Here is a 25196-nt window from a genome sequence, read left to right on the forward strand (position 1 = left end):
AATATATGAGAGGAATGGGCTTTGGGTGACTGTACCTGTTTAACGCAGAGGCTGGCAGACTGGGCAATGATGGGTACCACGTCCGGCTACGACGGATTTTTCGATCAATGTACCACAGTGAACACAAGGCTTAACGCTACGTCCATAGATTTGCAATTGATGCTGGAAGTCGCCCGATTGGCCTTGTCCATTGACGAATGATTTAATGGACGATCCTCCGACCAAAATCGAAGCGCTCAGTGTGGAGATAATCGCTTCATGCAGCACACGGAACTGGTCACCCTCCAAGCTTTTGGCCGGCTGTGCCGGATGTATACCCGCCTTAAACAACGACTCATCCACATAAATATTCCCGATGCCCACGACATATGACTGGTTTAACAGCGCAGCCTTGATCGAAGTCGAACGGGTCCCCACAGCGGCGCGAAGCGCCTCCGGTGTAAAGGACTCGTCCATCGGCTCCAGACCGAGCTTGTTCAGCGGCTTTTCCAGCAAATCCTGTCCTTCCGTAAATAAATGCATTGTGCCGAATTGGCGAACATCCTGATAGCGTAATTCCGTTCCATCCGTAAAATGAAAGATAACGTGAGTATGCTTTTCCACAGGATCATTTTGCGAATATAGGCCATACCGTCCTTCCATTCTGAGATGGGAAACGAGCACCAGCCCGTCCAGCAGAATCCGCAAAAACTTCCCGCGTCTCTCCACTCCTGTAATGCGATGATCAGCCAATTCCATAGCAAAAGCGTGTATATCATCAGGCCGCTGAATAATGCGCGGCAGATTCACGGTCACATGATCTATATGTTTATCGACGATAAGCTCGTTTAACGTTCGTTTAATCGTTTCTACTTCCGGTAATTCCGGCATGATGTCTTCACCTCACCCTATATTATAACGGAAGCAGCGTTAAATTGGGACTATCTACTCATTGAATAACTTACTTTGCTTCATACCAATTACTTCCATAGCTAACTTCCGCTTTGAGCGGTACAGATAGCTTCAGCGCCGCTTCCATCGTAGCCGGGACAAGCTCTTTCATCGTTTCCAATTCCTCCGGCGGAACCTCGAAAACAAGCTCATCATGTACTTGAAGCAGCATACGGCTACGAAGATTACGATCGCGAAGCGCCGCGTCCATCTGCACCATCGCCAGCTTGATAATATCGGCTGCGGTACCCTGAATCGGCGTATTCATGGCGGTACGCTCCGCGAACGAGCGCAGGTTGAAGTTGCTGGCGTTAATCTCCGGCAAATAACGTCTGCGTTCCAGCAGCGTTTTTACGTATCCGTCCCGCTTCGCATCCTTCACAATATCATCCATGTAACGACGAACGCCCTGGAACACGTCAAAATATTGGTCAATAAAGCGAGCCGCTTCCTTGCGCGTAATATTCAGGTTTTGCGACAAACCGTAATCACTGATCCCGTAGACAATCCCGAAGTTAACCGCCTTGGCAGAACGCCGCATGTTAGAATCTACGTCTTCCGCAGGGATGCCGAACACATCGGACGCGGTCTTCGTATGGATATCCATGTCGTGGACAAAGGCTTCCTTCAATCGCTCATCATCCGAAATGTCAGCCAGCACCCTTAGCTCGATCTGCGAATAGTCCGCCGCGAGAATAGACCAGCCCGGCTCGGACGGCACAAATACCTTACGGATTTTACGTCCCTCTTCCAGACGAATCGGAATATTTTGCAAATTTGGGTATTGACTGCTCAATCGTCCGGTTGCTGCAACCGTCTGTCGGAAATACGTATGCAGCTTGCCCGTTTTATCCGAAATTTCCTTAAGCAATCCTTCCACATACGTGGATTGGAGTTTCGCAATGGTACGGTACTGCAAAATGTTTTGCACAATATCATGATAGGGGGCGAGCTTTTCCAGTACCTCGGCATCGGTGGAGTACCCGGTTTTCGTCTTTTTGATAACAGGAAGGCCCAGCTTATCGAACAAAATTTCACCTAGCTGCTTGGGCGAATTCAGATTGAACTCTACACCGGCAATGATGTAAATCTCGCGCACCAGCGTTTCAATCTGGGCTTCAAATTCTTTACCCAAAGCGCGCAGTTCTTCCACATTCACCAAAATGCCCTGCTTCTCCATATCCGCCAAAATGCGGGACAACGGCATCTCCAGCTCATGGAAGAGCTTGTGCATTTCCGTTTTTTCCAGCTCGGCCTGCTGTACAGGTACCAGCGCTTCAATCACCGCCGCCTTGCGCGCCACATGATCGGACAGCACATCCACGTCAGGTACTTTATATTTAGCGCCTTTGCCGAACACTTCATCGTCCGGACGAATCGAGGACAAGCTATGCTTGGCTGCCAATCCGCTCAGCGACTGGTTTGCATCCGTCGGGTCCAGCAAATATCCGGCCAACTGTACATCGAATTCCGCCCCGGCAAATTCAATCCCGTGCCAATGCAAGGCTAAATCCGTACGGTGCAAATCATGCCCCCGCTTTTTGCGCCCAACATCGGCGAGCCATTCACGGACAGGCTTGGCTGCATCAGTGTGCAGTACATCCAAGGTCATAAAAAACTGTCGCCCCGCTCCGCCAAAGACCAGACCCACAATTTCAGCATGATGCGGATTATCGCCATGGGTCTCTACATGTAGCAGATCGACGGTATCCAGTTCATGTACCAGCTCGCTAATCAGCTGTTCGTCCAATACGGTCACGTCAGCCGCAGCTTCCTCTACGTCTATTCCAGCACTGCCAACCTCACCCGAAAAGGATAAACGCTCCAGCAAGGACTTGAACTCCAGCTTCGCCAGCGCAGGTCCCGCTGTTTCTGCTTGCAGCCCGTCGAAGACAACATCTTCCAGCTGCTTGTCCAGCGTTACATCCCGATAGATGGTCGCCAAATCCTTGCTCATCCGTGCATCATCTGCATGCGTTTCAACGCGCTCTTTCATCTTGCCTTTCAGCTCATCCGTATGCGCCAGCACCTCTTCGACCGAGCCATATTGGTGCAACAGCTTGAGCGCAGTCTTCTCCCCCACGCCCGGAATCCCCGGAATGTTGTCCGACGTATCGCCCATCAGACCTTTGAGGTCGATGATTTGCAGCGGCTTCAAGCCATAACGCTCCTGAATCTGCTCAGGTCCGTACGTCTCCACCTCGGTAACCCCTTTGCGGGTTAAGCCGACAGTGACGTTGTCCGAAGCCAACTGAAGCATATCCTTATCTCCGGTAACCACCAGCACGTTAAAACCAGCTTCGTCCGCTGTTTTAGACAGGGTTCCAATGATATCGTCCGCCTCATAGCCATCCAGCTCAAACTGGGCAATGCCGAAGGCGGTCAACAGCTCTTTCAGCAGTGGAAATTGTTGGGACAGCTCCGGCGGCGTTTTTTCCCGTCCACCCTTGTAATCCTCGTATCCTTTGTGACGGAACGTTATTTTTCCAGCATCAAAGGCAACCAGAATATGTGTCGGCTTGTGTTCCTCCAAAAGCCGCAGCAACATCGTTGTAAATCCGTACACCGCGTTCGTCTGCTGTCCGCTCGAATTCGTTAACGGCGGCATAGCGAAAAACGCCCGGTAAATGATACTGTTGCCATCTATAAGCATGAGTTTATCCATTTAGCACCTCGCAAGTTCATCAATGCATTCGAAACGTTCTTTCGTTTTACGCATTCCTTTTCCTATCTTAACATAAAGGCTCCTTTTTCAGAAAAAAACGGCTGCTCCCTAACCAGATTCGTCTTTTGCACAAAGACAAGTCTGGGTCAGAAACAACCGCTATATACCTGAAAAGCCCTACTGGTTCAAATCTGGTCGCTCCCCTGTCACGAGATATACAGTGCTTTCACCGATATTCGTCGCATGGTCACCAATCCGTTCAATATATCGTCCGACGAGCAGTTGCAGCATGCCTTGTGGAGCTTCCTCAGGCTTTTCTACCATAAACACATACAGATTGCTGATCATATGGCTATACATGGAATCTACACGATCATCCTCTTTGGCCATTTTATAAGCCAAATCTGTATTTTCATCCAGATAGGATGTAATTGCGTCGTCAATCATTTCTTTGACGATCGAAGCCATCTGCGGAATATCCACCAGCGGCTTGATGACCTGCTGCCCTTCCAGACGCAGCGTGACCTTGGCAATATCGAGGGCCAAATCCCCCATCCTTTCCAGATCACTGGAAATTTTAAAAGCAACAATGATCCGGCGTAAATCCTTGGCTACCGGCTGCTGGGTAATAATGAGCTTGGAGCCCATATCGAGAATGTTCTCTTCCAGCGCATTGAGAGATGCATCATTTTTGACCACCTGCTGGGCCAATTCCGTATTTTTGGTCTGCAAACATTCAATGGCCTGATCGAGTGCCTTCGATACATGTGCACCCATTTCGCGCAGTACGGCTCTCAGCTCATCTAATCCTTCATCAAAACCTTTTCTGCGAATCATTTCGAAGTCACCCCTCCTGGCATTACTAATCTGGTCAACTTTAGCCAAACCGGCCGGAAATATAATCTTCCGTACGGGAATCCTGCGGCGTGGAAAACATCGTCTCTGTATCTGCCGCCTCTACCACAACACCGTTCAAGAAAAAAGCAGTACGACCGGACACACGAGCCGCCTGATGCATGTTATGCGTCACCATGACGATCGTATATCTGTCACGCAGCTCTTGAACCAGTTCTTCAATCTTCATCGTGGAGATCGGGTCCAGCGCTGACGTTGCCTCATCCATAAGCAAAATATCTGGCTGCACAGCAAGCGCTCTAGCAATGCACAGCCGCTGCTGCTGTCCGCCGGACAAGCTCAGGGCTGAACGCTTGAGAAAGTCCTTAACCTCTTCCCAGAGTGCCGCCTGCCGCAAGCTTTGCTCCACCAGTTCGTCCAGCTTGTCCTTTTGCCGGATTCCATGCAGACGCGGACCGTATGCCACGTTATCATAAATAGATTTAGGAAACGGATTAGGCTGTTGAAAAACCATCCCCACCTGCTTGCGCAGAGCTTCTACTTCCATCGTATCGCCATATATATCCTGGCCTGCGATACTCACCGTACCTTCAATACGCGTTCCCGGTATCATATCGTTCATCCGATTCAGCGTACGCAACAAGGTAGATTTACCGCAGCCGGACGGTCCGATGAAGGCTGTTACCGTTTTTTCAGGAATATCCAGGTTTATATGTTTCAGCGCTTGAAAATTCTCATAATACAAGTTCAGCTTATCAATCCGAATAACGGAATCATTCATTGATTTATGATCTCCTTCGTGTTGCAGTTATGGTCCTCAAGCATTGCACCTGATTTGCACAATATGAAGATTATATAAGCTGTGTGTAAATTCAGTGTGGTGGATTTGTTAACGGTATGTAAAATGATCAGGAATTCAGCATAAGCTCCAGCTCCTGTGCAATCCCGGCTGCATTCAAAGCCGCTTCCTCTGCGGAACGGGACATTTCGTTGTTTTTGGTCTCAATTTCAGCAACGGCCTGTAACAGTTGGGTAAATGTTTGGGTTCCAGCGGATATATACCGGGAGCCGCTATTAATCTGCTGCATGCTCGTATCCGTCAGATCGGCAGTGTCACGCAGCATTTGTTCAATATCTGTAAGCAAGCTTGTAATCTGTGCGGAAAAGACCTTCGTCTGAAGTGACATATTCCGCACCTCCTGAGACACGATCTGGAAGCCACGCCCGTGTTCGCCGGAATGTGCTGCTTCAATTGAAGCGTTGATCGCCAGCAGTCCACTTTGATCCGCGAGTGCGCGGATGGAGGAAGCCATGCCTGCAATGTCATTCAGCGATTGGGTAAGCGCTGTAATCTGCTCATGCTGGCGCTTCATTTGCTCTGTGACTGCACGATAGGAGAGCAGAACATCTTCCAGTTCTATTTTGCCACGGCGTGATAATTCACTCATCGAGCGGGTTAGACGCACACTGTCACCGGCCTCTTTAGCGGCATCCAGCACAGTTGTCTGAATCCGATGGGCACCATCATAGCTATGCCGAACCACCTTACCCCGATGCTCGTCCGCTTCTCTTTGCATTCGCTGTACAACCGTCAGGATATCACGAATCGTTAGCACGCCAAGTAACCTCGTCCCCTCCTTAATTAACAAACAATCGTAAAATCGTTGATCTTGGCGCAGCATCGCCTGCTCTACAATGTCCGATGCCGGGCTTTCCAGATCCACAATTAATGTATCGGGGTCGGCAAATATCGCAGCAGGCTTGTCATAAAACAGAGCCGCAGCAAACCTGCCCGTAAAATGGCGGTTATACGCATCTCTCATAATAATGCCCAACGGAAGGCCATTTTTATCAACGACAATGACACAAGGAATGTCTTCCTGCGTTTTCATTAGTGCTAATAGCTCTTTACAAGACATATCCGTACCAATGATCGGAACCTCCCGGCAAGGCACGTAGGTAGTAATTGGCTTGTTAGATTCACGTTCAATCACGGCAGTGGAACTCGGCTGGGTCTTTGGTTCCGTTATCATCGTTCTGAAGTCCCCTTTTTTAACTACTTGAAGTGACGGGAACATCATATCGGTCATTTGTTGATTGTAACGTTTGTTTATGTTAACGAAATGTAAAATCACGAAATGGACACAAAAATCGTCGCATACAAAAATCGAACATAAAGAAAAACGCTCCTCATTTATAGTAAATGAGAAGCGCTTCTTTTTTTATTAACAACCAGTTTGTATCCGACTCCGCGAATCGAATCAATATGAACCGAATCGGGATCCAGCTCCAGCTTCTTACGCAATGAGCTAACATGCACATCCACCGTCCGTTGACCGCCAATGTAGTCGAAGCCCCAAACCGCGTTCATCAGATCGTCGCGAGTCAATACCACGCCCGGCTTACGGGACAAGTAGAGGAGCACCTCAAATTCCTTCGGCCTTAAGCTGATGGATTGTCCTCCGAGAATCACTTCATATTTCTCAGGATAAATCTCCAGCTCGCCTAATTGAATTTTGGAGCCGTCTTTCTGATCGGATAGCACGCCTTCATCCCCACCGGAGGTTCTTCGCAGCACAGCCGTTACGCGGGCCAGCAGCTCGGAAACACCGAAAGGCTTCGTGATGTAATCGTCCGCTCCTGATTTCAATCCTTGGACAACCTCAGCTTCGCCGTTTTTGGCTGTTAAAATAATGATTGGAGTCGTTAGTCCCTGATGGCGGAGTCTGCTCAGAATATCCAGTCCGTTCATACCGGGCAGCATCAAATCCAGCAGAATCAAATCATAGGACTCTCTGGAGGCTTTTTCATACCCTGCACTGCCGTGATCCTCCGTATCTACTTCAAAACCCTCTTGTATCAAATTGTAGGATAGCAATCTGGCAAGCGTTGGTTCATCCTCAATAACCAGCAAGCGTTGTCCCATAAATAAATTCATCTCCTGTTTACCTTTTAAAGGCGCATTGGTCAAAATTCCAAAATCTTTTCCATACTCATGCGACACCCGTATATTTTATCACGGCATTGTTAACAGAATGTAAAAACCAAACTAGTTCATTCTTCCTGTTGCAATAACGGCAATTCAATCGTAAATGTCGTGCCCAAACCAAGCTCACTTTCCACGGAAAGCCCCCCATGATGTAGGTCCACCAAATGCTTGACGATGGACAATCCCAGACCTGTTCCCCCCGAGTTGCGCGAACGCCCTTTATCCACCCGGTAAAAGCGCTCAAAGATGCGTGGCAGGTCCTTCTTTGGAATCCCGATGCCCGTATCGCTAACTGTAAATACGACCTTCTCCGTGTCATTCTCCCGCTGTACTGTTACAACCTTGATTTTCACCTTGCCGCCGTCAAGTGTGTAGTTAATGCCATTAGACAGAAGGTTTACAAAAATTTGCTGGAGCTTATCTTCATCCGCCTCCATAAACAGTTCATCCGGGACATCCATATGCAGTGTAATTCTTTTTTTGGCAGCTACATTATTCAATTTTTCCAGCAATGATTCTATAAACGAGGATACATGAACCGGAGAGCAATCCAGCGGGGAACGCTTGGATTCAATTTTGGACAGCTCCAGAATGTCGCCGATCAGCCGATTGAGCCGTTCGCTTTCATCATAAATAATTTGCAAAAAGGAACGGGCTGTTTCCTCATCCTTAACCCCGCCACCGAGCAACGTCTCGGCAAAGCCCTTGACTGCGGCAATCGGCGTTTTTAGCTCATGGGAAACATTAGCCACAAATTCGCTCCGCATATTTTCCAGCCGCCGAATAGCTGTAATATCCTGCAAAAGGAACAGCATGCCGCGATATCTGCCTTCATCCTCATACATCGGCACACCATCGAGCAAAATCAGCCGTTCCTCGGGATTATACAGATGGACCTCACCATGCAGTCTGTCGCGGCTCTGTATACTGCCCTCGATCAGCTTCGTCAGCTCGTAGTGCTTTTTCAGCTCATGATACGGCTTGTCCGTCACCCGTGTGCTAGTGACACCGAGCATCCGCTCAGACTCACGGTTCACAAGCGCAATCCGCTCCCCGGCATCAATCATGAGAATCCCTCCGGTCATATTGCTCATGACGCTCTGAAGCAAATCCTCATTATCACGTATCGTTTTCATTTGGTTTTGCAGACTGTCCGCCATGCGGTTAATCGCTTCACCCAGTTGCCCTACCTCATCCCTGCGCTGTATGCCAACTCTTGCGTCATAATCCAGCCCGGAAATACGATTGGCTACGCCTGTAATATGCTCAATAGGCGAGGTTAGGCCACGCGCGATACGGTAACTGACCAATCCAGCGGCAAGAAACAACAAGACCAGACCAATGCCAATCGCCGTCCAGCCACGCTGCACACCTTCCTCTACCGCCTTCAAATTCATGGACAAACGGATATATCCGTCAAACCCCTTGTCGGATACAACAGGCTCTGCCACGTACAGCATATTTCGCTGCAAAGTTTCACTATAGCGTATCGTCCGTCCGATTCCTTCAGACGCGGCTTCCCGAATTTCTTCACGTGATACATGGTTCTCCATCTTGCGCGGATCGCTTAGTGAATCGCCAACAACCGTTCCATCCTTGCGAATGAAGGTCACCCGTGAGTCCGTCAGACGTGCAATTTCCTTGGCCTTTTCTGAATAGTAGGAGACGTAATCAGTACTGGAAAGAGCGTCTGCGCTGACAAAAGGAAATGTAGCCCGAAGCAGGTCGATCTCACGCCCCATATTTTCCTCAAGTACCTTCATGTTCGAGTTTTTAAAAATTTGTCCCATGGTGATTCCAGCAGCAAGGACAGATACGCCGATCAAAATCAGCATCATCAAGGTAAGCCTGAAACGAAATGACTTCATACATATGCCCATCCTTTAGTTGAGTAGAAATTTTTTGATCATAACAGCTGTAAGTTAAGTCCCATTCTACAGGCCACCTGCTTTTTGTTCCACTGTTAAAAAGGAAAAAAGGTCAGGGCACACATGCCCCAACCTCTCTCTTATCCGTTTACGACTTCACCGCCGTTGATATGGATAACCTGCCCGCTTACATAAGATGAATCATCTGAGGCGAGATACACATAGGCTGGTGCCAATTCTTCCGGCTGACCGGGACGTTTCATCGGCTGCGCCCCTCCGAACTCGCTGACGGTCTTGGCATCAAAGGTCGAAGGGATCAGCGGTGTCCAGATCGGTCCCGGCGCGACAGCGTTTACCCGAATGCCTTGATCGACCAAATTGAGCGAAAGAGAACGGGTGAATGAAGTAATCGCCCCTTTGGTGGATGAATAATCAATGAGTGTCTTGTTACCAGCATAGGCCGTAATCGACGTGGTGTTAACAATTGCGCTGCCCTTCTTCAAATGCGGCAATGCTGCTTGCGTCAGGAAAAACATGCCGAAAATGTTCGTGCGGAATGTACGCTCCAGCTGCTCTTTCGTGATATCCACCAGCTTTTGCTGTGGATGCTGCTCTGCGGCATTGTTCACGACAATGTCCAGCTTGCCCAGCTCGTTAACCGTCTGCTGAACTGCTTTTTTGGCAAATTGGTCATCTCCGATATCGCCGGGGATCAGCACGCATTTGCGGTCCTCCTGCTCTACTTGACGCTTCGTCTCCTCAGCATCCTTATGCTCGTTCAGATAGACGATAGCTACGTCAGCACCTTCCTTGGCGTACGTAACAGCTACTGCGCGTCCAATTCCACTATCTCCACCGCTAATGAGTGCGACTTTGCCTGTTAGCTTGCCAGCCGCCTTATAGGTAGACTTCTCAAATTGAGGTGCAGGCGACATTTTGGACTCGACCCCCGGTTGCTGTTCTTGATGCTGCGGGGGCAAGGTTTGTTGGGTCTGATTGCTTTTGGCCATCGTGCATTCTCCTTTCAAGATTAGATATCTTATAGGATGCAACATTTGTATCCACCCTACTCCTGATTTACCACACGGGCTTGTACGTTAAACGAAAAAGGAGTATGAGGTTCGTTGGACGCACAAAAAAACGGATTGTGCTTATTCAGCACAAACCGCTTTTTTCAATTTAGCATTTTGTATCATTCGATTTGCAGCCACTCGCAAAATGCTTCATTAAATAATATGGCTATATACCATTAAAAACGTGATGAGGATCAGAAATACCGCAAGCAATGTACTGAACATGCGCATTTTTCCAGCGTATTGCGTAATGGGCTGTTGGTTACGAATCGCTTCCAGCGATAAACGTAACGGCTTGCCCATAGCACCTGCGATGCCGGAGATAGCCAGAAACAGCAGCAAAACGACGACGATCCATGCTACGGAATATGGACCCCAAGCAAAAATCATATAGATGCCGCTAACGAGCAAAATGATCATTGCAAATTGAGCCAAACGGTTCAATAGTTGAACAGCCGATATCGTTCCTTCCTGCACGGAGGGGGCCAGCTTGTCGATTTTGCCAACTACGAAGGGGAGCAATATATAAAAACCCAGCGCCAGCGATCCGATCATGTGAATAAAAAACATAGTTTTCAGCCTCCATTTCTTTGTTTACCTGAATGTCATCATTTCAGTGTTTTGGGACATGCTTTTCTATGTACACTATCAACGCATACGAAATCTATTATACCGGGGAAATTAATTAAATTCTATATAAAGAGGTGTCCGTCGGCCATAACTATGGCTTTGGGACACCTCTTCAAGTAAAAGTATACCGTTTTAGTAGAAAATCGAACCTATACGGTTACTATTTTAATTACATTGCGGACTGATTCGGCGGATTGATCAAGCGCTACTTTTTCCTCGTCGGTCAATTCCAGCTCGAACACCTTTTCGATACCATTACCACCAAGAAGTGTCGGTACGCCGAGGAACAAGTCCTGATAACCGTACTCTCCCTCCAGATAGGCAATGACCGGGATAATACGTTTTTTGTCTTTCACAATCGCTTCTGTCATCTGCGTAAGCGAGGCTGCCGGGGCATAGTATGCGCTACCATTACCCAGCAGGTTAACTATCTCCCCGCCACCGACACGCGTCCGTTCTACAATCGCTTCGATACGTTCCTGCGAAATCAGGGTTTCGATAGGGATACCACCAACGCTGGAATAGCGTACCAGCGGCACCATATCATCACCGTGACCACCCAATACGAAGCCACGCACGTCTTCGACGGATACGTTCAGTTCCTGTGCAATAAAGGTACAATATCGCGCCGTATCCAGCACACTAGATTGGCCGATGACCCGATTTTTCGGGAAACCGAGCGTCTGATAGGCGGTATAGGTCATCGCATCGACCGGATTACTCAGAATAATGACGATAGAATCCGGCGCATACTTCTTCACGTTTTCACATACGGATTTTACAATGCCTGCATTCGTATTTACCAAATCGTCACGGCTCATGCCTGGCTTGCGCGCAATCCCCGCTGTAATAATGACGATATCCGAGTTGGCTGCATCCTCATAATTGGAAGTGCCTGTGACCTGGCTGTCAAATCCCTGAATAGGACTGGCCTCTAAAATATCAAGCGCTTTGCCTTTGGTCGGATTCTCAAGTTGCGGAATATCGATCAGAACGATATCACCCAGCTCTTTTTGGGCCAGCAGCAATGCGGTAGTGGCACCGGTAAAACCGGCGCCAACAATGGATATTTTTTTGCGTTGAATGGTCACGTGGCATTCCCCTCTCTACAGGTTACTAATAATGGTATCTGCGAACTCGGAGCATTTCACTTGTGTAGCGCCTTCCATCAGACGGGCAAAGTCATACGTTACGATTTTCTGATTAATGGACGTTTCCAGTCCTTTGTAAATCAGGTTTGCCGCTTCGTGCCAGCCCAAATGCTCAAGCATCATCACGCCGGACAAAATAACGGAACCAGGGTTTACGACATCTTTGTCAGCATATTTTGGCGCTGTGCCGTGTGTAGCCTCAAAGATAGCATGCCCAGTTACATAGTTAATGTTCGCACCTGGTGCGATACCAATTCCACCGACTTGAGCAGCCAGCGCATCGGACAGATAGTCTCCGTTCAGGTTCAGTGTAGCAATAACATCAAATTCGGAAGGACGAGTCAGCACTTGTTGCAGTGCAATGTCAGCGATCGCATCCTTAATGATGATTTTTCCTGCATCTTCAGCTGCTTTTTGAGCAGCATTTGCCGCATCTTCACCATCTTTTTCCTTGATAGCATCATATTGAGCCCAAGTGAATACTTTATCTGCAAATTCTTCCTCAGCCACTTCATAACCCCAGTTTTTGAAGGCACCTTCGGTAAATTTCATAATGTTGCCTTTGTGTACGAGCGTTACGCTCTTGCGTCCGTGGTCAACAGCATACTGAATGGCTGCACGCACCAGACGTTTTGAGCCCTCGGAGGAAACCGGTTTGATCCCGATACCTGACGTTTCTGGGAAACGGATTTTGTTCACACCCAGCTCCTGTTGGAGGAACTGAATGACTTTTTTCACGTCCTCGGAGCCCTCGGCATATTCAATACCCGCATAAATATCCTCGGTATTCTCACGGAAAATAACCATGTCTACCAATTCAGGACGCTTCACCGGAGACGGAACACCGTTAAAGTAACGAACAGGACGCAGACATACGTACAGATCCAGCTCTTGACGCAATGCCACGTTCAAAGAGCGAATGCCGCCGCCAATCGGTGTCGTAAGCGGCCCTTTGATGGCTACAATATACTCACGGATGGCTTCCAAGGTATCGTTAGGCAACCACTCGCCGTATGTATTGAAAGCTTTCTCACCAGCGAATACTTCATACCAGGCAATCTTCTTGGTGCCGTTATATGCTTTATCTACAGCTGCGTCCAGTACGCGCTTGGATGCTTTCCAGATGTCGCGGCCTGTGCCATCGCCTTCGATAAATGGAATAACCGGATGATTCGGAACCTGTAGTTGACCGTTATCAATCGTAATTTTTTCGCCTTCAGTTGGGAGCTCAAACTTTTCAAATTTCGCCATAAGTTCCTTTTCCTCCTCAGATATGAATGGGTACAGGGCGAAAGACGTGATCTTCATCATAGACAAAAACGCGCATCTCTCGCCGTCCCTTCTATTGTACCTTATTTTTTTAATTCAGGGTATACAGCCTCAATATTCGTACAACAAGTGATTAGCGTAATTCCGGAGACACATACTTTTGGTCAATCGGACCTGTATATTCAGCACGCGGACGGATCAGACGATTATTTTCGTACTGCTCCAAAATGTGCGCAGTCCACCCGGATACACGACTCACGGCAAAGATCGGTGTGAACAGGTCTCTTTTGATACCCAGTTGGGTATAAACAGAGGCAGAGTAAAAATCAACATTTGGCTTCAAGCCCTTTTGTCCAGTCACAATTTCCTCGATTCGAACCGAAATATCGAACAACGTCGTATCGCCGTTCATTTCGCCCAGTTCGCGGGACATTTTGTGCAAATGCTTGGCACGCGGATCACCGTTTTTATACACACGATGTCCAAAGCCCATAATTTTTTCGCGGTTATCCAGTTTGGTCTGAATATACGAATCCACCTGATCCAAACCGCCGATTTCCTCCAGGGTTTTGGCAACAGCTTCGTTGGCTCCGCCATGCAGTGGTCCCTTCAAAGCTCCAATTGCCGACGTAATGCCGGAATAAATATCGGATAGTGTTGCTACCGTCACGCGTGCAGCAAAGGTCGATGCATTCAATTCATGATCGGCATGCAGCACAAGAGCCTGATCGAACGCTTTGATAGCCGTCTCTTCCGGGTCTTTGCCAGTAAGCTGATACAGAAAGTTTTCGGCGATAGAAACACCTTTCTTGGGCGCAATCGGCTCCAGCCCTTCGCGCACACGCGCTATGGCCGCCACAATTGTGGGCAATTGCGCCTGAAGCTTGACGGTTTTGATCACATTGGCCTCTCTCGACATATCATCCGCCTGTGGGTCATACAAGGCAAGAGACGATACAGCTGATCTCAGGGCAGCCATCGTGCTCAAATCTTTTGGGTACAGCTTTAATTGAGTAATAATTTCATCCGGAATGGCAGCATATTCGCTTAGTTGGTCGCGAAGCTCCTGCAATTGGGCTTGATCAGGCAATTTTCCGAACCACAACAAATAAGCTACCTCTTCAAAAGCGGCGTTAACAGCCAAATCATCAATGTTATAACCCCGGTACGTGAGAACGCCATCTACGATAGAGCTTATGGAGGAAGTGGTCGCTACGATCCCTTCCAGACCTTTAGTCGCTGTCATCGTTACATCTCTCCTTTGTAAAAACATTGTGAACGGACTTGCAATGTAAACATTTTCAAAAGTAAGTTTTGCCTTTTAAATAAATAAGTAATGTTAACGCCATATGTCAATATTTAAACCTTCTTTCACTATACTGGATTTTGTCGTTTATGTGAACATTCAGGGCTATTCCGACACATTCAAATGTTTTATCGGTTCTATAAATATTTTTTTGAAACCCCTTACATAATTTTTTAATCCATTTGCACTTTTGTACACAGGTCTTGTCTCACCTCCTTCTCGCATATGTATAGTAAAGCACTTATTTCATGGAATCAACTGTAAAAGAAAGGAGCCGTGAGAGCTTGAGCCGGTTGATCCTGAATCGCATATTTCGCGCTCTTTGGGTCGTAGTCGTGATTATAGCTCTGTTGTTGGGCATATACGTGCTGTTCCCTCTCATCTATCCCTTCCTGTTCGCCTGGCTTGTGGCCTATGCCATGAATCCGCTCGTTCACTTTCTGCGCAGCCAGGCCCGCTTGCCACGTTGGATGGCTGTCACGGTCTCGTTATTTGTATATTTAGGCGGAATCGCCATTGTCCTCTCTGCGGCCATCACTCGGATGGTTCGAGAGATCATCAGGCTCACCATGACCTTTGACGGGCATATTGAACATTTTAAAAGCCTGTTTATCGACTGGACTCAGAGCGATCTGATCCAAAATGTGATTAATGAAATTAACCAATTTATTCGCAATAACCCGGATTACTACCATACAATTAACAACAATATTGATAAAACAACCCAGACGGTAAGCTCGGCTGTCACCACACTGGTTGCCCAATTTTTTAATGGTATTCTGAATTTGCTGACCTCTCTGCCTAACATGGGCGCGGTGCTGATGGTTATTGTATTAGCGGCATTTTTTATCAGTAAAGACTGGGAACAACATAGCCAAATGCTCTCGAATACGGTTCCTGATACGATTCGCAAGCCCATGTCGGGGATATGGCACGATCTGCGCAAGGCGTTGTTTGGTTATTTGCGCGCACAGTTTATTATAATCTCCATTACTGCGGTGACCGTCATTATTGGACTGTTCATTTTGCGTGTAGAATCCGCCTTCACCATCGGTTTGATGATCGGACTGGTTGATTTGCTTCCTTATTTAGGGGTTGGCATTGTGATGATTCCGTGGATTTTATATGCCTATATGTCGGGTAATTTGGCATTAGGGGTAGGATTGTCGATCCTCTATATCATCCTGTTGGTGGGACGGCAAATTGTAGAACCTAAGGTGCTCGCAAGCAGCGTGGGTCTGAACCCGCTTCCCACCCTCATTGGGATGTTCATCGGGCTCAAGCTGTTTGGTGTGTTGGGGCTGATTATCGGACCTGTGTCCCTCATTGTAGTGGACGCGCTCCATCGCGCCAATGTCATTCAGGACTTGCGCAACTATATTCTTGCCGGAAGAGTCCGTTAAGATCATGTGAGTAGGAAAAACGGCAGCTTACGTCAAAACCGCCGAAACGTAATGCTGCCATTTTTCATTTTTTTCTCGAGCCATTTCAATAAAAAGCGTCGGTACAACGCACGGGTCAAAGGAAAAACCAGCGTAAAACCGATAATATCCGTTAAAAATCCAGGGATAAGCAGCAAGCTCCCGCCGAAAAAGACACATAATCCATCCAGCATTTTGCGGCCGGGCATTTGTCCCCGATTCATTTCATTTTTCGCATCAGCAATGACCTTGCGTCCTTCAAATTGCATCATAGCGGCTCCGATCAGGGTCGTCAGAATGATAAGCAGAATGGTTTTACCCGCTCCAATCCAGTGACTTACCCATATAAACCCGTACAGCTCTGCCAGAGGAATAAGCAGCAGCAACAGCCACAGACGTTTGCGCATCATCATGCTTTCTCTCCCTCCCCGCCTGACATCGCAGATCGTAGCGCGGTGTACAGCTTAGGCAACGCCTGATCCAGTCGGACGGGCTTCCATTCAGTGCTCACCCATACGTGGCGTGTCACCCCGGTTACGAGCAGCTCTCCCGGAAGTGTGTCTGCCTGTGTCCACACCTTTCCCACCTGGCTTTGATGCTCCTCAGCTGTTACACGCCGGACCTCATAAGTGTAGTTCAGACGTAGTCTGGAGAAGTCCGTAATCGCGGTATAAATGGTAATCAAATCATCATATCGGGCAGGACTCACATATTTCGCATTGATTTCGATAACGGGCAGCAGAACGCCTTGTTCCTCCATGCTTCGATAGTTAAAGCCTGCCTGCCGGATCATTTCCGTACGCCCGATCTCAAACCAGTTCAGATAATTGGCATGATACACGACCCCCATTTGGTCGCTTTCCTGATAACGCACACGCAGCGGTGCTCCATACCAGCGCAATTCCGTTTGTTTCTCCTCTTGTGTCATACAAGCTCTCCTATCTGTGTGCATCTTTATCTCTATTTTGCCCTCTCTCCATTAAACCATATTTACCGCCCCGGAACAAAAAGAGGGCCGAACCGTGATGGTTCCGCCCTCCCAAGCATTTTATAATGATGGCTTTATCATTTTGGCAACGGCTTGGACAGTTTGTAATATCCGCTTTCCGAGGCCAGCTTCAGCAGGCTCTTAGCCTGGCTTCCTGCCCAAGCATAACCGAGTCGTCTTTCCTTACTAATTTTCATAATGTCCGTATATTTTTTGCCATCCCGGTCTGAAAAGAAATACTTGTTGTCTTCCACATTGTAGAAGCGATACCACATTACGCTTGATGCGTCCTTTTGGAAAAACGTCGGACCCTGACGGTTGTATTTGATCCCGTCGATCCGGTTACTATCAAACCATTTCAAAGCGCTCTGAGCTGCTTTTTTCACCTCAGACGTTTGCGGTTGCGACATCAAGAAGGCCGTGATGCCTACAGACTCTGTAGTTGTTTTGGAAGGAAGCTCAAATGCACGGGCCGCAACAGATGCATAAGTAGACGGATCATGCTGTGCACCCCAGATCGTCGGTGTACCATTATTTACAATTTGAGACTTAATGGTGTACTGGATGCCTTTTTTTAGTGCTTGCTGAAGTTTGGAGCGATATGCATTGTCCAGAATATCGCTATCAAACGGCTGCTTCTTGTTCACAATATCGTCAGCCAAAACCATAACTCTAACCATTGCATCATCGTTGTAAGTTACGGCATCCGAATAATTTCCACGTTTAGGGTATACTTGCGGCCAGCCACCGGAGGAATATTGAGAGGTCAGAACGAAGTCAACTGCTTTTTGTACACTGTTCTTGATGTCTTTATTTTTTGTTTTTTTGTATACATCCGCCAAAAAGCGAATTTCAGTTGTCGTAGCCTCGTTATCAAATGTTCCCAGCTCTACGCCATCCTTGCTCTTCCAGGTAGAGCGTGCAGCTTTGCCATCCCACTTGGATTTATAATTCTTTTCCATAGCTTTGAAGAATCCGCCATGCGGCAATTGCCAGGATACAATATTTAAGGCAAGCGCAGTATCCTTGGATGTATTCCCCGTAGAAAACTGGCTGAAATCACGCATATTGTCCAGGATGCTATCAGCATTGACAACAGCAGCAGGTTTCGCCACTGCCGATAGTCTAATTATTTGATTACCATCCAGATTACTAGAATTCACATCGTCACCATAAACGGCCTGTACCACATTTGAATCCGTTGTTAGCTCATAAGGGACTGTAGATGATTCACGAACTGAATCTCCTGTACCTGACGTAATTTCCTGTGCCGCGACCCAAGAGGGATTTAGGAGTCCCGATGCAACTGTAACCACCGCACCTGAAATCGCTATCATTCTTGCTTTTGAACTCAATTTCAACTTCATTTGAATCTCTCCCTTTGTTTTAGTTCAGCTTCTTGCATAATTCGATTCCCAACGCTTAAAAGTACAATATATAGACAAATTAGGCTACTATTTATACAGGACAAATAGATAATTATATTATATGAAAATATACCCAAATAATCAATATATTTTATTATATACAAATGAAAGAGTTTACTAAACTAAAAAAACCTCTTACTAATACTGGATTAGTAAGAGGTTTTTTTCCTATCTCATGTATAGTAAGTCGACAAACAGCGTCGCTTACCCAAACCGGCCCATAATGTACTCCTGGGTCAGCTCATTTTCAGGATTAGTGAAAATATCATTCGTTTTGCCATGCTCAACCAGACTCCCGATATAAAAATAAGCAGTGTAATCGGAAATCCGTGCGGCCTGCTGCATATTGTGCGTTACGATGACGATGCGCAGATCTTTTTTCAACTCGGTAATCAGCTCTTCGACCTTACCTGTAGAAACAGGGTCCAGCGCAGAGGCCGGCTCGTCAAGCAACAAAATTTTCGGTTGGACGGATAGCGCACGCGCAATACAAAGACGCTGCTGCTGTCCACCAGACAATGCCAGGGCGGAATCATGAAGGCGGTCCTTGACCTCATCCCATAACGCCGCTTTACGCAGACTGCTTTCGACGATTTCATCAAGCTGTTTCTTTTTACGAACACCCCGGTATTTGGGTCCGAAGGCGATGTTATTGTAAATGGATTTGTAAAACGGATTAGGACGCTGCCACACCATGCCAATCTGCTGACGCAGCTTGATCACGTCTGTGCCCGGCGCGGTCAAATCCTGCCCATCCATCCAGATGTGCCCAGTCGTAGAAGAAGACGCAATCTCGTCATTCATCCGGTTGAGGGAGCGTAAAAAGGTCGATTTACCACAGCCGGAAGGCCCGATCAGGGCGGTCACTGTCTGCTTGGGAAAGGCCAGATTTACTTTTTTCACAGCCTCAAAGCTGCCGTAATAGATGCTCAAATCCTCGGTACTGAATGGTTGTGGAGCTTGCACCGCAAGTTGTTCCGAGCGCGTAGATTGTATGGATGTTGCAGGTGTTGCCGTTCGCGTAATGACTTGTTCCATGTTTCCCATCCCCTTTCTAATCCATCCGTTTGGCAGCTGTCAGCCGGCGGTAGACGACTCTTCCGAACCATCTTGCGATCAGGTTGAAGGCAAGTACGAGCAGCACCAATACCGCGGAAGCACCTGCGGCAATATCCTTGGAATCAGGAGCGATGCCTTCACTGTTAACCTTCCAGATATGCACAGCCAGTGTCTCGGCAGGACGCATCGGATTAATGGGAGATCTGGCATGCAATGGATTCCAATCCGTGAAATCAAGCGGCGGCGTACTCATCCCAGCTGTAAACAGCAACGCTGCTGCTTCCCCGAAAATGCGGCCCGCGGCCAAAATCGTCCCTGTAATCAAACTTGGCAACGCAGCGGGTAACAAAATGGAGGTAATGATTTTCCACTTGGACAGCCCGAGCGCAAGCCCGGCTTCCTTTTGCTCCTTGGGCACAGCCCGGAAAGCCTGTTCTGTCGTCCGAACCATCAGCGGCAGGTTGAATACAGCCAAGGCCAGGGCTCCAGATAACAGGGAAAAACCAAAATTAAATGTATTTACGATCAGTAAAAGTCCAAACAAACCGATGACAATGGACGGAAACGAAGACAATACCTCGACGACAAGTCGTATGAAGTCCGTAATTTTCCCCGGCTTCGCATATTGCGCCATGTATATACCCGCACCCCAGCCAATGGGAATGGTGATAATCAAGGTTAGAATAAGTAAAAATACAGAGTTGAACAATTGCGGGCCGATGCCTCCACCTGCGCGTAACGTCTGAGGAGCACTGGTCAAAAAGTCAAAGGAAATATGACTGACTCCGCGTGCCAAAATGAATCCCAGCAGTCCCACCAGAAGTGCGACAATGAACAATGCGAAGAAACAGATTACAAATGTAGCGATTTTGTCGGTCGTTTTAGCTTTCATCAAATCCGGTTTCTCCTTTCAAGCAGCCTTACCAGCAGCACGAAGATGAATGTCATGAGCAGGAGAACAAGCGCCATGCTCCAGAGAGCATTGTTATGAACCGAGCCCATAGCTGTATTGCCCATGCTAAGTGTAATAACACTGGTCAAGGTCGAAGCGGATTCCAGCAAGGATTGCGGTATATGCGGAGCATTCCCGATCACCATCTGTACAGCCAGCGCTTCCCCGAAGGCGCGAGCCATACCAAGAATAATTCCTGTTAACAGAGCAGGCAGCAGTGTCGGAATAATAACACGTGCAATGGTCTGCCAGCGGGTAGCGCCCAGGGCGTAAGAGGACTCGCGCAGGCCACCTGGCAAGGATGACAATGCATCCGCCATAATACTCGTAATGGTCGGCAAAATCATCACTGACAACACGAGACAGCCAGCGAGAATCCCGATGCCTTGTCCCCCGAACACGTCCCGCAGCAACGGCACAATTACGGTCAAGCCGACAAAGCCGTATACTACAGATGGAATACCGGATAACAATTCAATCGCAGGCTGAAGGATACGTTTACCGGATTTCGGTACGATTTCGGTCATAAACAAAGCCGCACACAAGCTGAGCGGGCTGGCAATCAAGGCCGCCAGAACGGTTACAGCAAAAGAGCCTGTAATAAACGGAAGTGCGCCGAAGGACTTGGGCTCACCATCCGGGCTCCATTTGGTACCGAAGAAAAAATCTCGCAGACTGACTCCATTCACCGCAAATGTAGCTACACCCTTGGAGGCGACAAAAAATACGATGGAGACAATAACTGCAACCAAAAAAACGACACAAACCGACGTATAAATGCGGCCGGTCCATTCTTCCCAGTAATGCCTTTCTTTCATACCTCGGGATCGTTTATTCTGTTCCATGTATGCCTTCCCTTCAATTGGTTCCATACTGTGACTCCTTTAACGGAAGAATAGAGGCTGGACGCTAGTCCGCCTCTTCTCCGTGAATATAACCTTGCATTTAGCTGCATTTCATCCGAACAGGAGGTGTATATCTCCTTATTTCGTAATGTTACCGTCAGCATCGCGTTTAACTTGCATGCCTGACACCGGGATGTATCCCAGGTCTACGACATCGGATTTTTGGATTTCATCAGACAGAATGTAATCCAGGAATGCTTTTACATGCTCTTTTGGCTCACCTTTGGTGTACATATGCTCGTATGCCCATACTGGATATTTACCTTGCTCTACATTTTCCACGTTAGCTTCAACACCATCGTATTTCAATGCTGTTACTGTGTTGTCGATGTAAGACAGGGCGAGGTAACCAATCGCACCCGGTGTTTCAGCAATCAGCTTTTTCACAGTACCGGAGGAATCTTCCTGAATGGAGCCTGGCAGATCTTCCGTTTTTTGTCCCAAAGCATATTTTTCAAATGTTGCACGAGTACCGGAGCTGCTTGGACGGTTTACGATAACGATTTTTTGATCTGCGCCACCAACTTGTTTCCAGTTGGTGATTTTACCTGTGAAAATTTGTACCAATTGATCTTTCTTCAAATCTGTTACGCCTGCTTTAGGATTGGCTACTGCTGACATAGCCACAACAGCTACTTGGTGGTCAACCAACTCATCTGCACCGCTCTCCAGCTTTTCTTTTGCAAACACATCGGAGTTACCGATATCCGCTTGTCCGCCGGAAACTTGAGTTAAGCCCGTACCGCTACCGCCGCCCTGCACTTGAACCGCAATTCCTTTATATTTATCTACAGCCATAAATTTTTGTCCCGCTTGCTCTACCAATGGTTGAAGTGCAGTGGAGCCAACAGCCAGAATGTTACCTGTCAGTTCAGTAGCTGCTTTATTGTCTGTTCCTGTAGCAGCGTCTCCTTGTGGTGCAGCATTGTTAGCTGATCCACAAGCTGCAAGTGCAAATACCATAGTAAGAGTCATCAGAATGAACGGCCATTTTTTCAACATTTTTTATTGTCCTCCCCTTATTTAAGTGACGGTTTTTTATTTATGACCATCAACACTTTTACATTGTAGGCTTGGAATGTTAGACGAACGACTTGGTTTTGTAAAAGAAATATAAAATATTGATAGATAAATTGTTTTTGTGTATATAATTAATCTATAGTCAATTTTTTATACATGATGTCCATATAAGGAGAGCTGTTCAAGTCCATGAATATTTTAAAATTGCGTATTTTAATGATGATCGACAAATTCCACAAGGCGACGGATGTGGCCGAGGCATTGCACATTAAACAGCCTACCGTCAGCTTTCATATGAAAAGTCTGGAAAAGGAACTGGGTGTCTCCCTGTTCATCTCCCAACAAGGAAGGATTATGCTGACGGAAGCTGGCAAAAAACTGCTGCCTTATGCCAAGCAGATGGTTGCTCTGGAGCAAGAAGCAAGACAAACCGTGAATGAACTGGCAGAGCAGTCGCAGGCACAATTACACCTCGGCGCCGAGTCCATCTCGGGCACATATGTACTCCCCTCTATGATTGCTACATTTGCTCAACAATATCCAGAATGCCAAATTCGATTAGACATTCAATCCCCGGATAAAGTCAGACTGCTTCTACAACAGGGAGAGATTGATTTTGCTTTTCTGGATGACAGAGGACATCCTCCCGAGCATACGGTGGCAGAGCCTGTCGCTTCGGATCAGATTGGAGTGATCAGGTCTGTGTCTGTACAGCATTCTTCCAAGCCAACGGACATTTGGGGGACTGAAATGCTGGACAAGCACACATGGGTGAGATATAGCGGGACATCTGTTGTAGATCCGTATTCCTCGCTAATCAAGCCCCATCTGGAAATGAACTCATGGGAGGCGGTAAAGCAAGTGGTAAGCGTCGGGGAAGCACTTGCCTTCTTCCCTGCCTGTGGCGTTCTTCACAACGAAGGTAATGACGCTCCGTTGGTAGAGTGGCTTCCTTGGCCCGATGCCGAGGAGAAGCATGAGCGTTATCACATAAATATACTGTATCAACGCGATACTAATCTCAGCGTGCTCCAGCAGGCATTTCTGGATTTTATACGGAAAGAAGGTCTGGAGGATTAGAAACTGGAGAGCATAAAAAAAGAGCATCCAAGTCCTAAGTGACTTGAATGCTCTCCCTGCCATACCTAAAAGATACAGCCTGTCTGTTATTCCGCATAAGCTAAAGTTACGCTTGTGCAGGAACACAGCTAATTTTAATCAGGTTGGTAGAACCAGAAGCACCGAGTGGTATACCTGCGGTAATAACAACCAAATCGCCCTCTTTAACGAGGCCGGATTTGCGACCGCCTTCCAATGCGTTTTCGATCAGTTTGTCCGTCGTGTCCACGACAGGCTTGCCTTGTACTGCATGTACTCCCCAGATCAGAGCCAGGCGGCGAACTGTTCTTTCCTGCGTTGTCACAGCAATAATCGGAGCTTGTGGACGGTATTTGGAAATCATACGCGCCGTTGTTCCGCTTTGTGTGGACGTCAGGATGGCTTTAGCATGCAGGTCAAGCGCAGAAATAGAAACGGATTGGCTGATCGCTTCCGTAATACTAACTTCCTGAGCCGTTCTTTGTTTTTTGAACAAATCACGGTAGTTCAGAGCAGATTCTGCTTTCTCTGCAATACGGGACATCGTCAATACAGATTCTACTGGATATTTACCCGCAGCTGTTTCACCGGACAGCATAATGGCATCTGTTCCGTCAAAAATGGCATTCGCTACGTCACTCGCTTCCGCACGAGTCGGACGCGGGTTACGTTGCATGGAATCCAGCATTTGTGTTGCGGTAATAACAGGCTTGCCCGCTACATTACACTTGGTAATCATCAATTTTTGCGCCAATGGCACTTCTTCAGCAGGAATTTCAACACCGAGGTCACCACGGGCAACCATCAGGCCATCCGAAGCTTCCAAAATTTCGTCCAAGTTGTCGACACCTTGCTGATTTTCGATTTTGGAAATAATCTGAATGTGACTTGCATTATGCTTCGCCAGCAATTCACGAATTTCCAGTACATCACTCGCTTTACGAACAAAAGAAGCTGCGATGAAATCAACGTCCTGCTCAATACCGAAAGTGATGTCGTTAGCATCCTTTTCTGTAATGCCTGGCAAGGAAATATTCACGCCGGGAACATTAACGCCTTTCTTGCTCTTGATCGTTCCGCCATTGACAATGCGGCATTTGATTTCACTGCCTGATACTTCAATAACGGTGAGTCCGATCAGACCATCGTCGATCAGAATGGTGGAGCCGGGCTCCACGTCCGAGGGAAGATCCTGGTACGTAACGGAAATACGATCTTTCGTACCGAGAATTTCTTCCGTTGTCAGCGTAATATACTCGTCCTGAACAAGCTCAATAGGTTCAACTTCGAGCTTTCCTGTCCGGATTTCCGGCCCCTTCGTATCGAGCAAAATAGCAACATTTTTGTTAAGCTCTTTACAAGCTTGGCGGATATTTTTGATCCGGTTGCCATGCTCCTCGAAATCACCGTGAGAGAAATTCAGGCGGGCTACGTTCATACCAGCCAAAATCAGTTTCTTCACATTTTCCAATGACTCACTGGAAGGACCGATGGTACATACAATCTTAGTTTTGCGCATTTGGGTTTTTCCTCCGTTTTCAAAGGTGCTACTTTATATCTTTTTCCAACAATTAAATCTACTACACTTTT

The 25196-nt window shown here is 47.5% G+C and carries 22 protein-coding genes; 2 read left to right on the forward strand and 20 right to left on the reverse strand.

Translation table 11 applies throughout. From position 1 onward, the window contains the following. Positions 1-39 precede the first annotated feature (39 nt). From mutM to citZ, 12 genes are all read right to left on the reverse strand, one after another. Entirely contained in the window at positions 40-870 is an 831-nt protein-coding gene (gene mutM, locus ACIFQM_RS21745) for a DNA-formamidopyrimidine glycosylase (RefSeq protein ID WP_430041485.1), read from the reverse strand. A gap of 70 nt (positions 871-940) precedes the next feature. Next, positions 941-3595, reverse strand: a complete 2655-nt coding sequence (gene polA / locus ACIFQM_RS21750; RefSeq protein WP_430066113.1) for a DNA polymerase I — start codon at positions 3593-3595, stop codon at positions 941-943. 177 nt (positions 3596-3772) lie between these two features. Continuing rightward, the gene (phoU, locus tag ACIFQM_RS21755) at positions 3773-4432 is read right to left on the reverse strand and encodes a phosphate signaling complex protein PhoU (protein ID WP_192512834.1); all 660 of its coding nucleotides are present in this window, start codon (positions 4430-4432) and stop codon (positions 3773-3775) included. A 40-nt stretch (positions 4433-4472) separates the two neighbouring features. Next, the gene (pstB, locus tag ACIFQM_RS21760; RefSeq protein WP_044647067.1) at positions 4473-5231 is read right to left on the reverse strand and encodes a phosphate ABC transporter ATP-binding protein PstB; all 759 of its coding nucleotides are present in this window, start codon (positions 5229-5231) and stop codon (positions 4473-4475) included. 127 nt (positions 5232-5358) lie between these two features. Then, the gene (locus ACIFQM_RS21765) at positions 5359-6483 is read right to left on the reverse strand and encodes a methyl-accepting chemotaxis protein (RefSeq protein WP_430066115.1); all 1125 of its coding nucleotides are present in this window, start codon (positions 6481-6483) and stop codon (positions 5359-5361) included. Positions 6484-6644: 161 nt separating this feature from the next. Further along, a complete protein-coding gene (locus tag ACIFQM_RS21770) occupies positions 6645-7376 on the reverse strand; it encodes a response regulator transcription factor (protein ID WP_430037816.1) in 732 nt (243 codons plus the stop codon). A gap of 128 nt (positions 7377-7504) precedes the next feature. Beyond that, entirely contained in the window at positions 7505-9307 is a 1803-nt protein-coding gene (gene pnpS / locus ACIFQM_RS21775; RefSeq protein ID WP_430037813.1) for a two-component system histidine kinase PnpS, read from the reverse strand. Positions 9308-9447: 140 nt separating this feature from the next. Beyond that, on the reverse strand, positions 9448-10317 hold the full coding sequence (locus ACIFQM_RS21780; protein ID WP_430037810.1) for an SDR family oxidoreductase: 870 nt from the start codon (positions 10315-10317) through the stop codon (positions 9448-9450). Between the two features lie 216 nt (positions 10318-10533). Next, on the reverse strand, positions 10534-10950 hold the full coding sequence (locus ACIFQM_RS21785; RefSeq protein WP_430037807.1) for a hypothetical protein: 417 nt from the start codon (positions 10948-10950) through the stop codon (positions 10534-10536). A gap of 209 nt (positions 10951-11159) precedes the next feature. Continuing rightward, positions 11160-12101 (reverse strand): malate dehydrogenase, encoded by a 942-nt coding sequence (gene mdh / locus ACIFQM_RS21790; RefSeq protein ID WP_430066117.1) that lies wholly within the window; start codon positions 12099-12101, stop codon positions 11160-11162. 15 nt (positions 12102-12116) lie between these two features. Further along, positions 12117-13412: an NADP-dependent isocitrate dehydrogenase gene (gene icd / locus ACIFQM_RS21795; protein ID WP_430037801.1), complete on the reverse strand. Its 1296-nt coding sequence runs from the start codon at positions 13410-13412 to the stop codon at positions 12117-12119. A 151-nt stretch (positions 13413-13563) separates the two neighbouring features. Continuing rightward, positions 13564-14676: a citrate synthase gene (gene citZ / locus ACIFQM_RS21800; protein ID WP_430037798.1), complete on the reverse strand. Its 1113-nt coding sequence runs from the start codon at positions 14674-14676 to the stop codon at positions 13564-13566. A 344-nt stretch (positions 14677-15020) separates the two neighbouring features. On the opposite strand from citZ, the gene ytvI reads away from it, so the two are divergent. Further along, complete coding sequence (ytvI, locus tag ACIFQM_RS21805) at positions 15021-16139, forward strand: sporulation integral membrane protein YtvI (RefSeq protein ID WP_430066119.1); 1119 nt, start codon at positions 15021-15023, stop codon at positions 16137-16139. Positions 16140-16171: 32 nt separating this feature from the next. Here the strand turns inward: ytvI and ACIFQM_RS21810 are convergent, their stop codons facing one another. The 7 genes from ACIFQM_RS21810 to ACIFQM_RS21840 form a co-directional block, all read right to left on the reverse strand. After that, positions 16172-16570 carry an FxsA family protein gene (locus ACIFQM_RS21810; protein WP_013309596.1) on the reverse strand — a complete coding sequence of 133 codons (399 nt, stop codon included), beginning with the start codon at positions 16568-16570 and terminating at the stop codon, positions 16172-16174. Beyond that, positions 16567-17085, reverse strand: coding sequence for an acyl-CoA thioesterase (locus ACIFQM_RS21815; protein ID WP_430037792.1), 519 nt, complete (start codon positions 17083-17085; stop codon positions 16567-16569). Before ACIFQM_RS21815 ends, ACIFQM_RS21810 begins: the two co-directional genes overlap by 4 nt. 137 nt (positions 17086-17222) lie before the next feature. Then, complete coding sequence (pelA, locus tag ACIFQM_RS21820) at positions 17223-18512, reverse strand: pectate lyase (protein WP_430037789.1); 1290 nt, start codon at positions 18510-18512, stop codon at positions 17223-17225. 264 nt (positions 18513-18776) lie between these two features. Next, complete coding sequence (gene pstB / locus ACIFQM_RS21825) at positions 18777-19610, reverse strand: phosphate ABC transporter ATP-binding protein PstB (protein ID WP_430037786.1); 834 nt, start codon at positions 19608-19610, stop codon at positions 18777-18779. A gap of 16 nt (positions 19611-19626) precedes the next feature. Next, a complete protein-coding gene (gene pstA / locus ACIFQM_RS21830) occupies positions 19627-20523 on the reverse strand; it encodes a phosphate ABC transporter permease PstA (protein ID WP_014280701.1) in 897 nt (298 codons plus the stop codon). Beyond that, the gene (gene pstC / locus ACIFQM_RS21835; protein ID WP_430037783.1) at positions 20523-21455 is read right to left on the reverse strand and encodes a phosphate ABC transporter permease subunit PstC; all 933 of its coding nucleotides are present in this window, start codon (positions 21453-21455) and stop codon (positions 20523-20525) included. The genes pstA and pstC overlap by 1 nt, the downstream gene beginning before the upstream one ends. A gap of 111 nt (positions 21456-21566) precedes the next feature. Beyond that, the gene (locus ACIFQM_RS21840) at positions 21567-22490 is read right to left on the reverse strand and encodes a phosphate ABC transporter substrate-binding protein PstS family protein (protein WP_430037780.1); all 924 of its coding nucleotides are present in this window, start codon (positions 22488-22490) and stop codon (positions 21567-21569) included. Positions 22491-22697: 207 nt separating this feature from the next. Between ACIFQM_RS21840 and ACIFQM_RS21845 the strand changes: the two genes are divergently transcribed. After that, the gene (locus ACIFQM_RS21845) at positions 22698-23588 is read left to right on the forward strand and encodes a LysR family transcriptional regulator (protein ID WP_430037777.1); all 891 of its coding nucleotides are present in this window, start codon (positions 22698-22700) and stop codon (positions 23586-23588) included. A gap of 106 nt (positions 23589-23694) precedes the next feature. Here the strand turns inward: ACIFQM_RS21845 and pyk are convergent, their stop codons facing one another. Next, positions 23695-25125: a pyruvate kinase gene (gene pyk, locus ACIFQM_RS21850; RefSeq protein WP_044648779.1), complete on the reverse strand. Its 1431-nt coding sequence runs from the start codon at positions 25123-25125 to the stop codon at positions 23695-23697. Positions 25126-25196 lie beyond the last annotated feature (71 nt).

It is taken from the genome of Paenibacillus sp. NRS-1782, assembly GCF_050467685.1.
GTDB classification, from domain to species: Bacteria; Bacillota; Bacilli; order Paenibacillales; family Paenibacillaceae; genus Paenibacillus; species Paenibacillus terrae_A.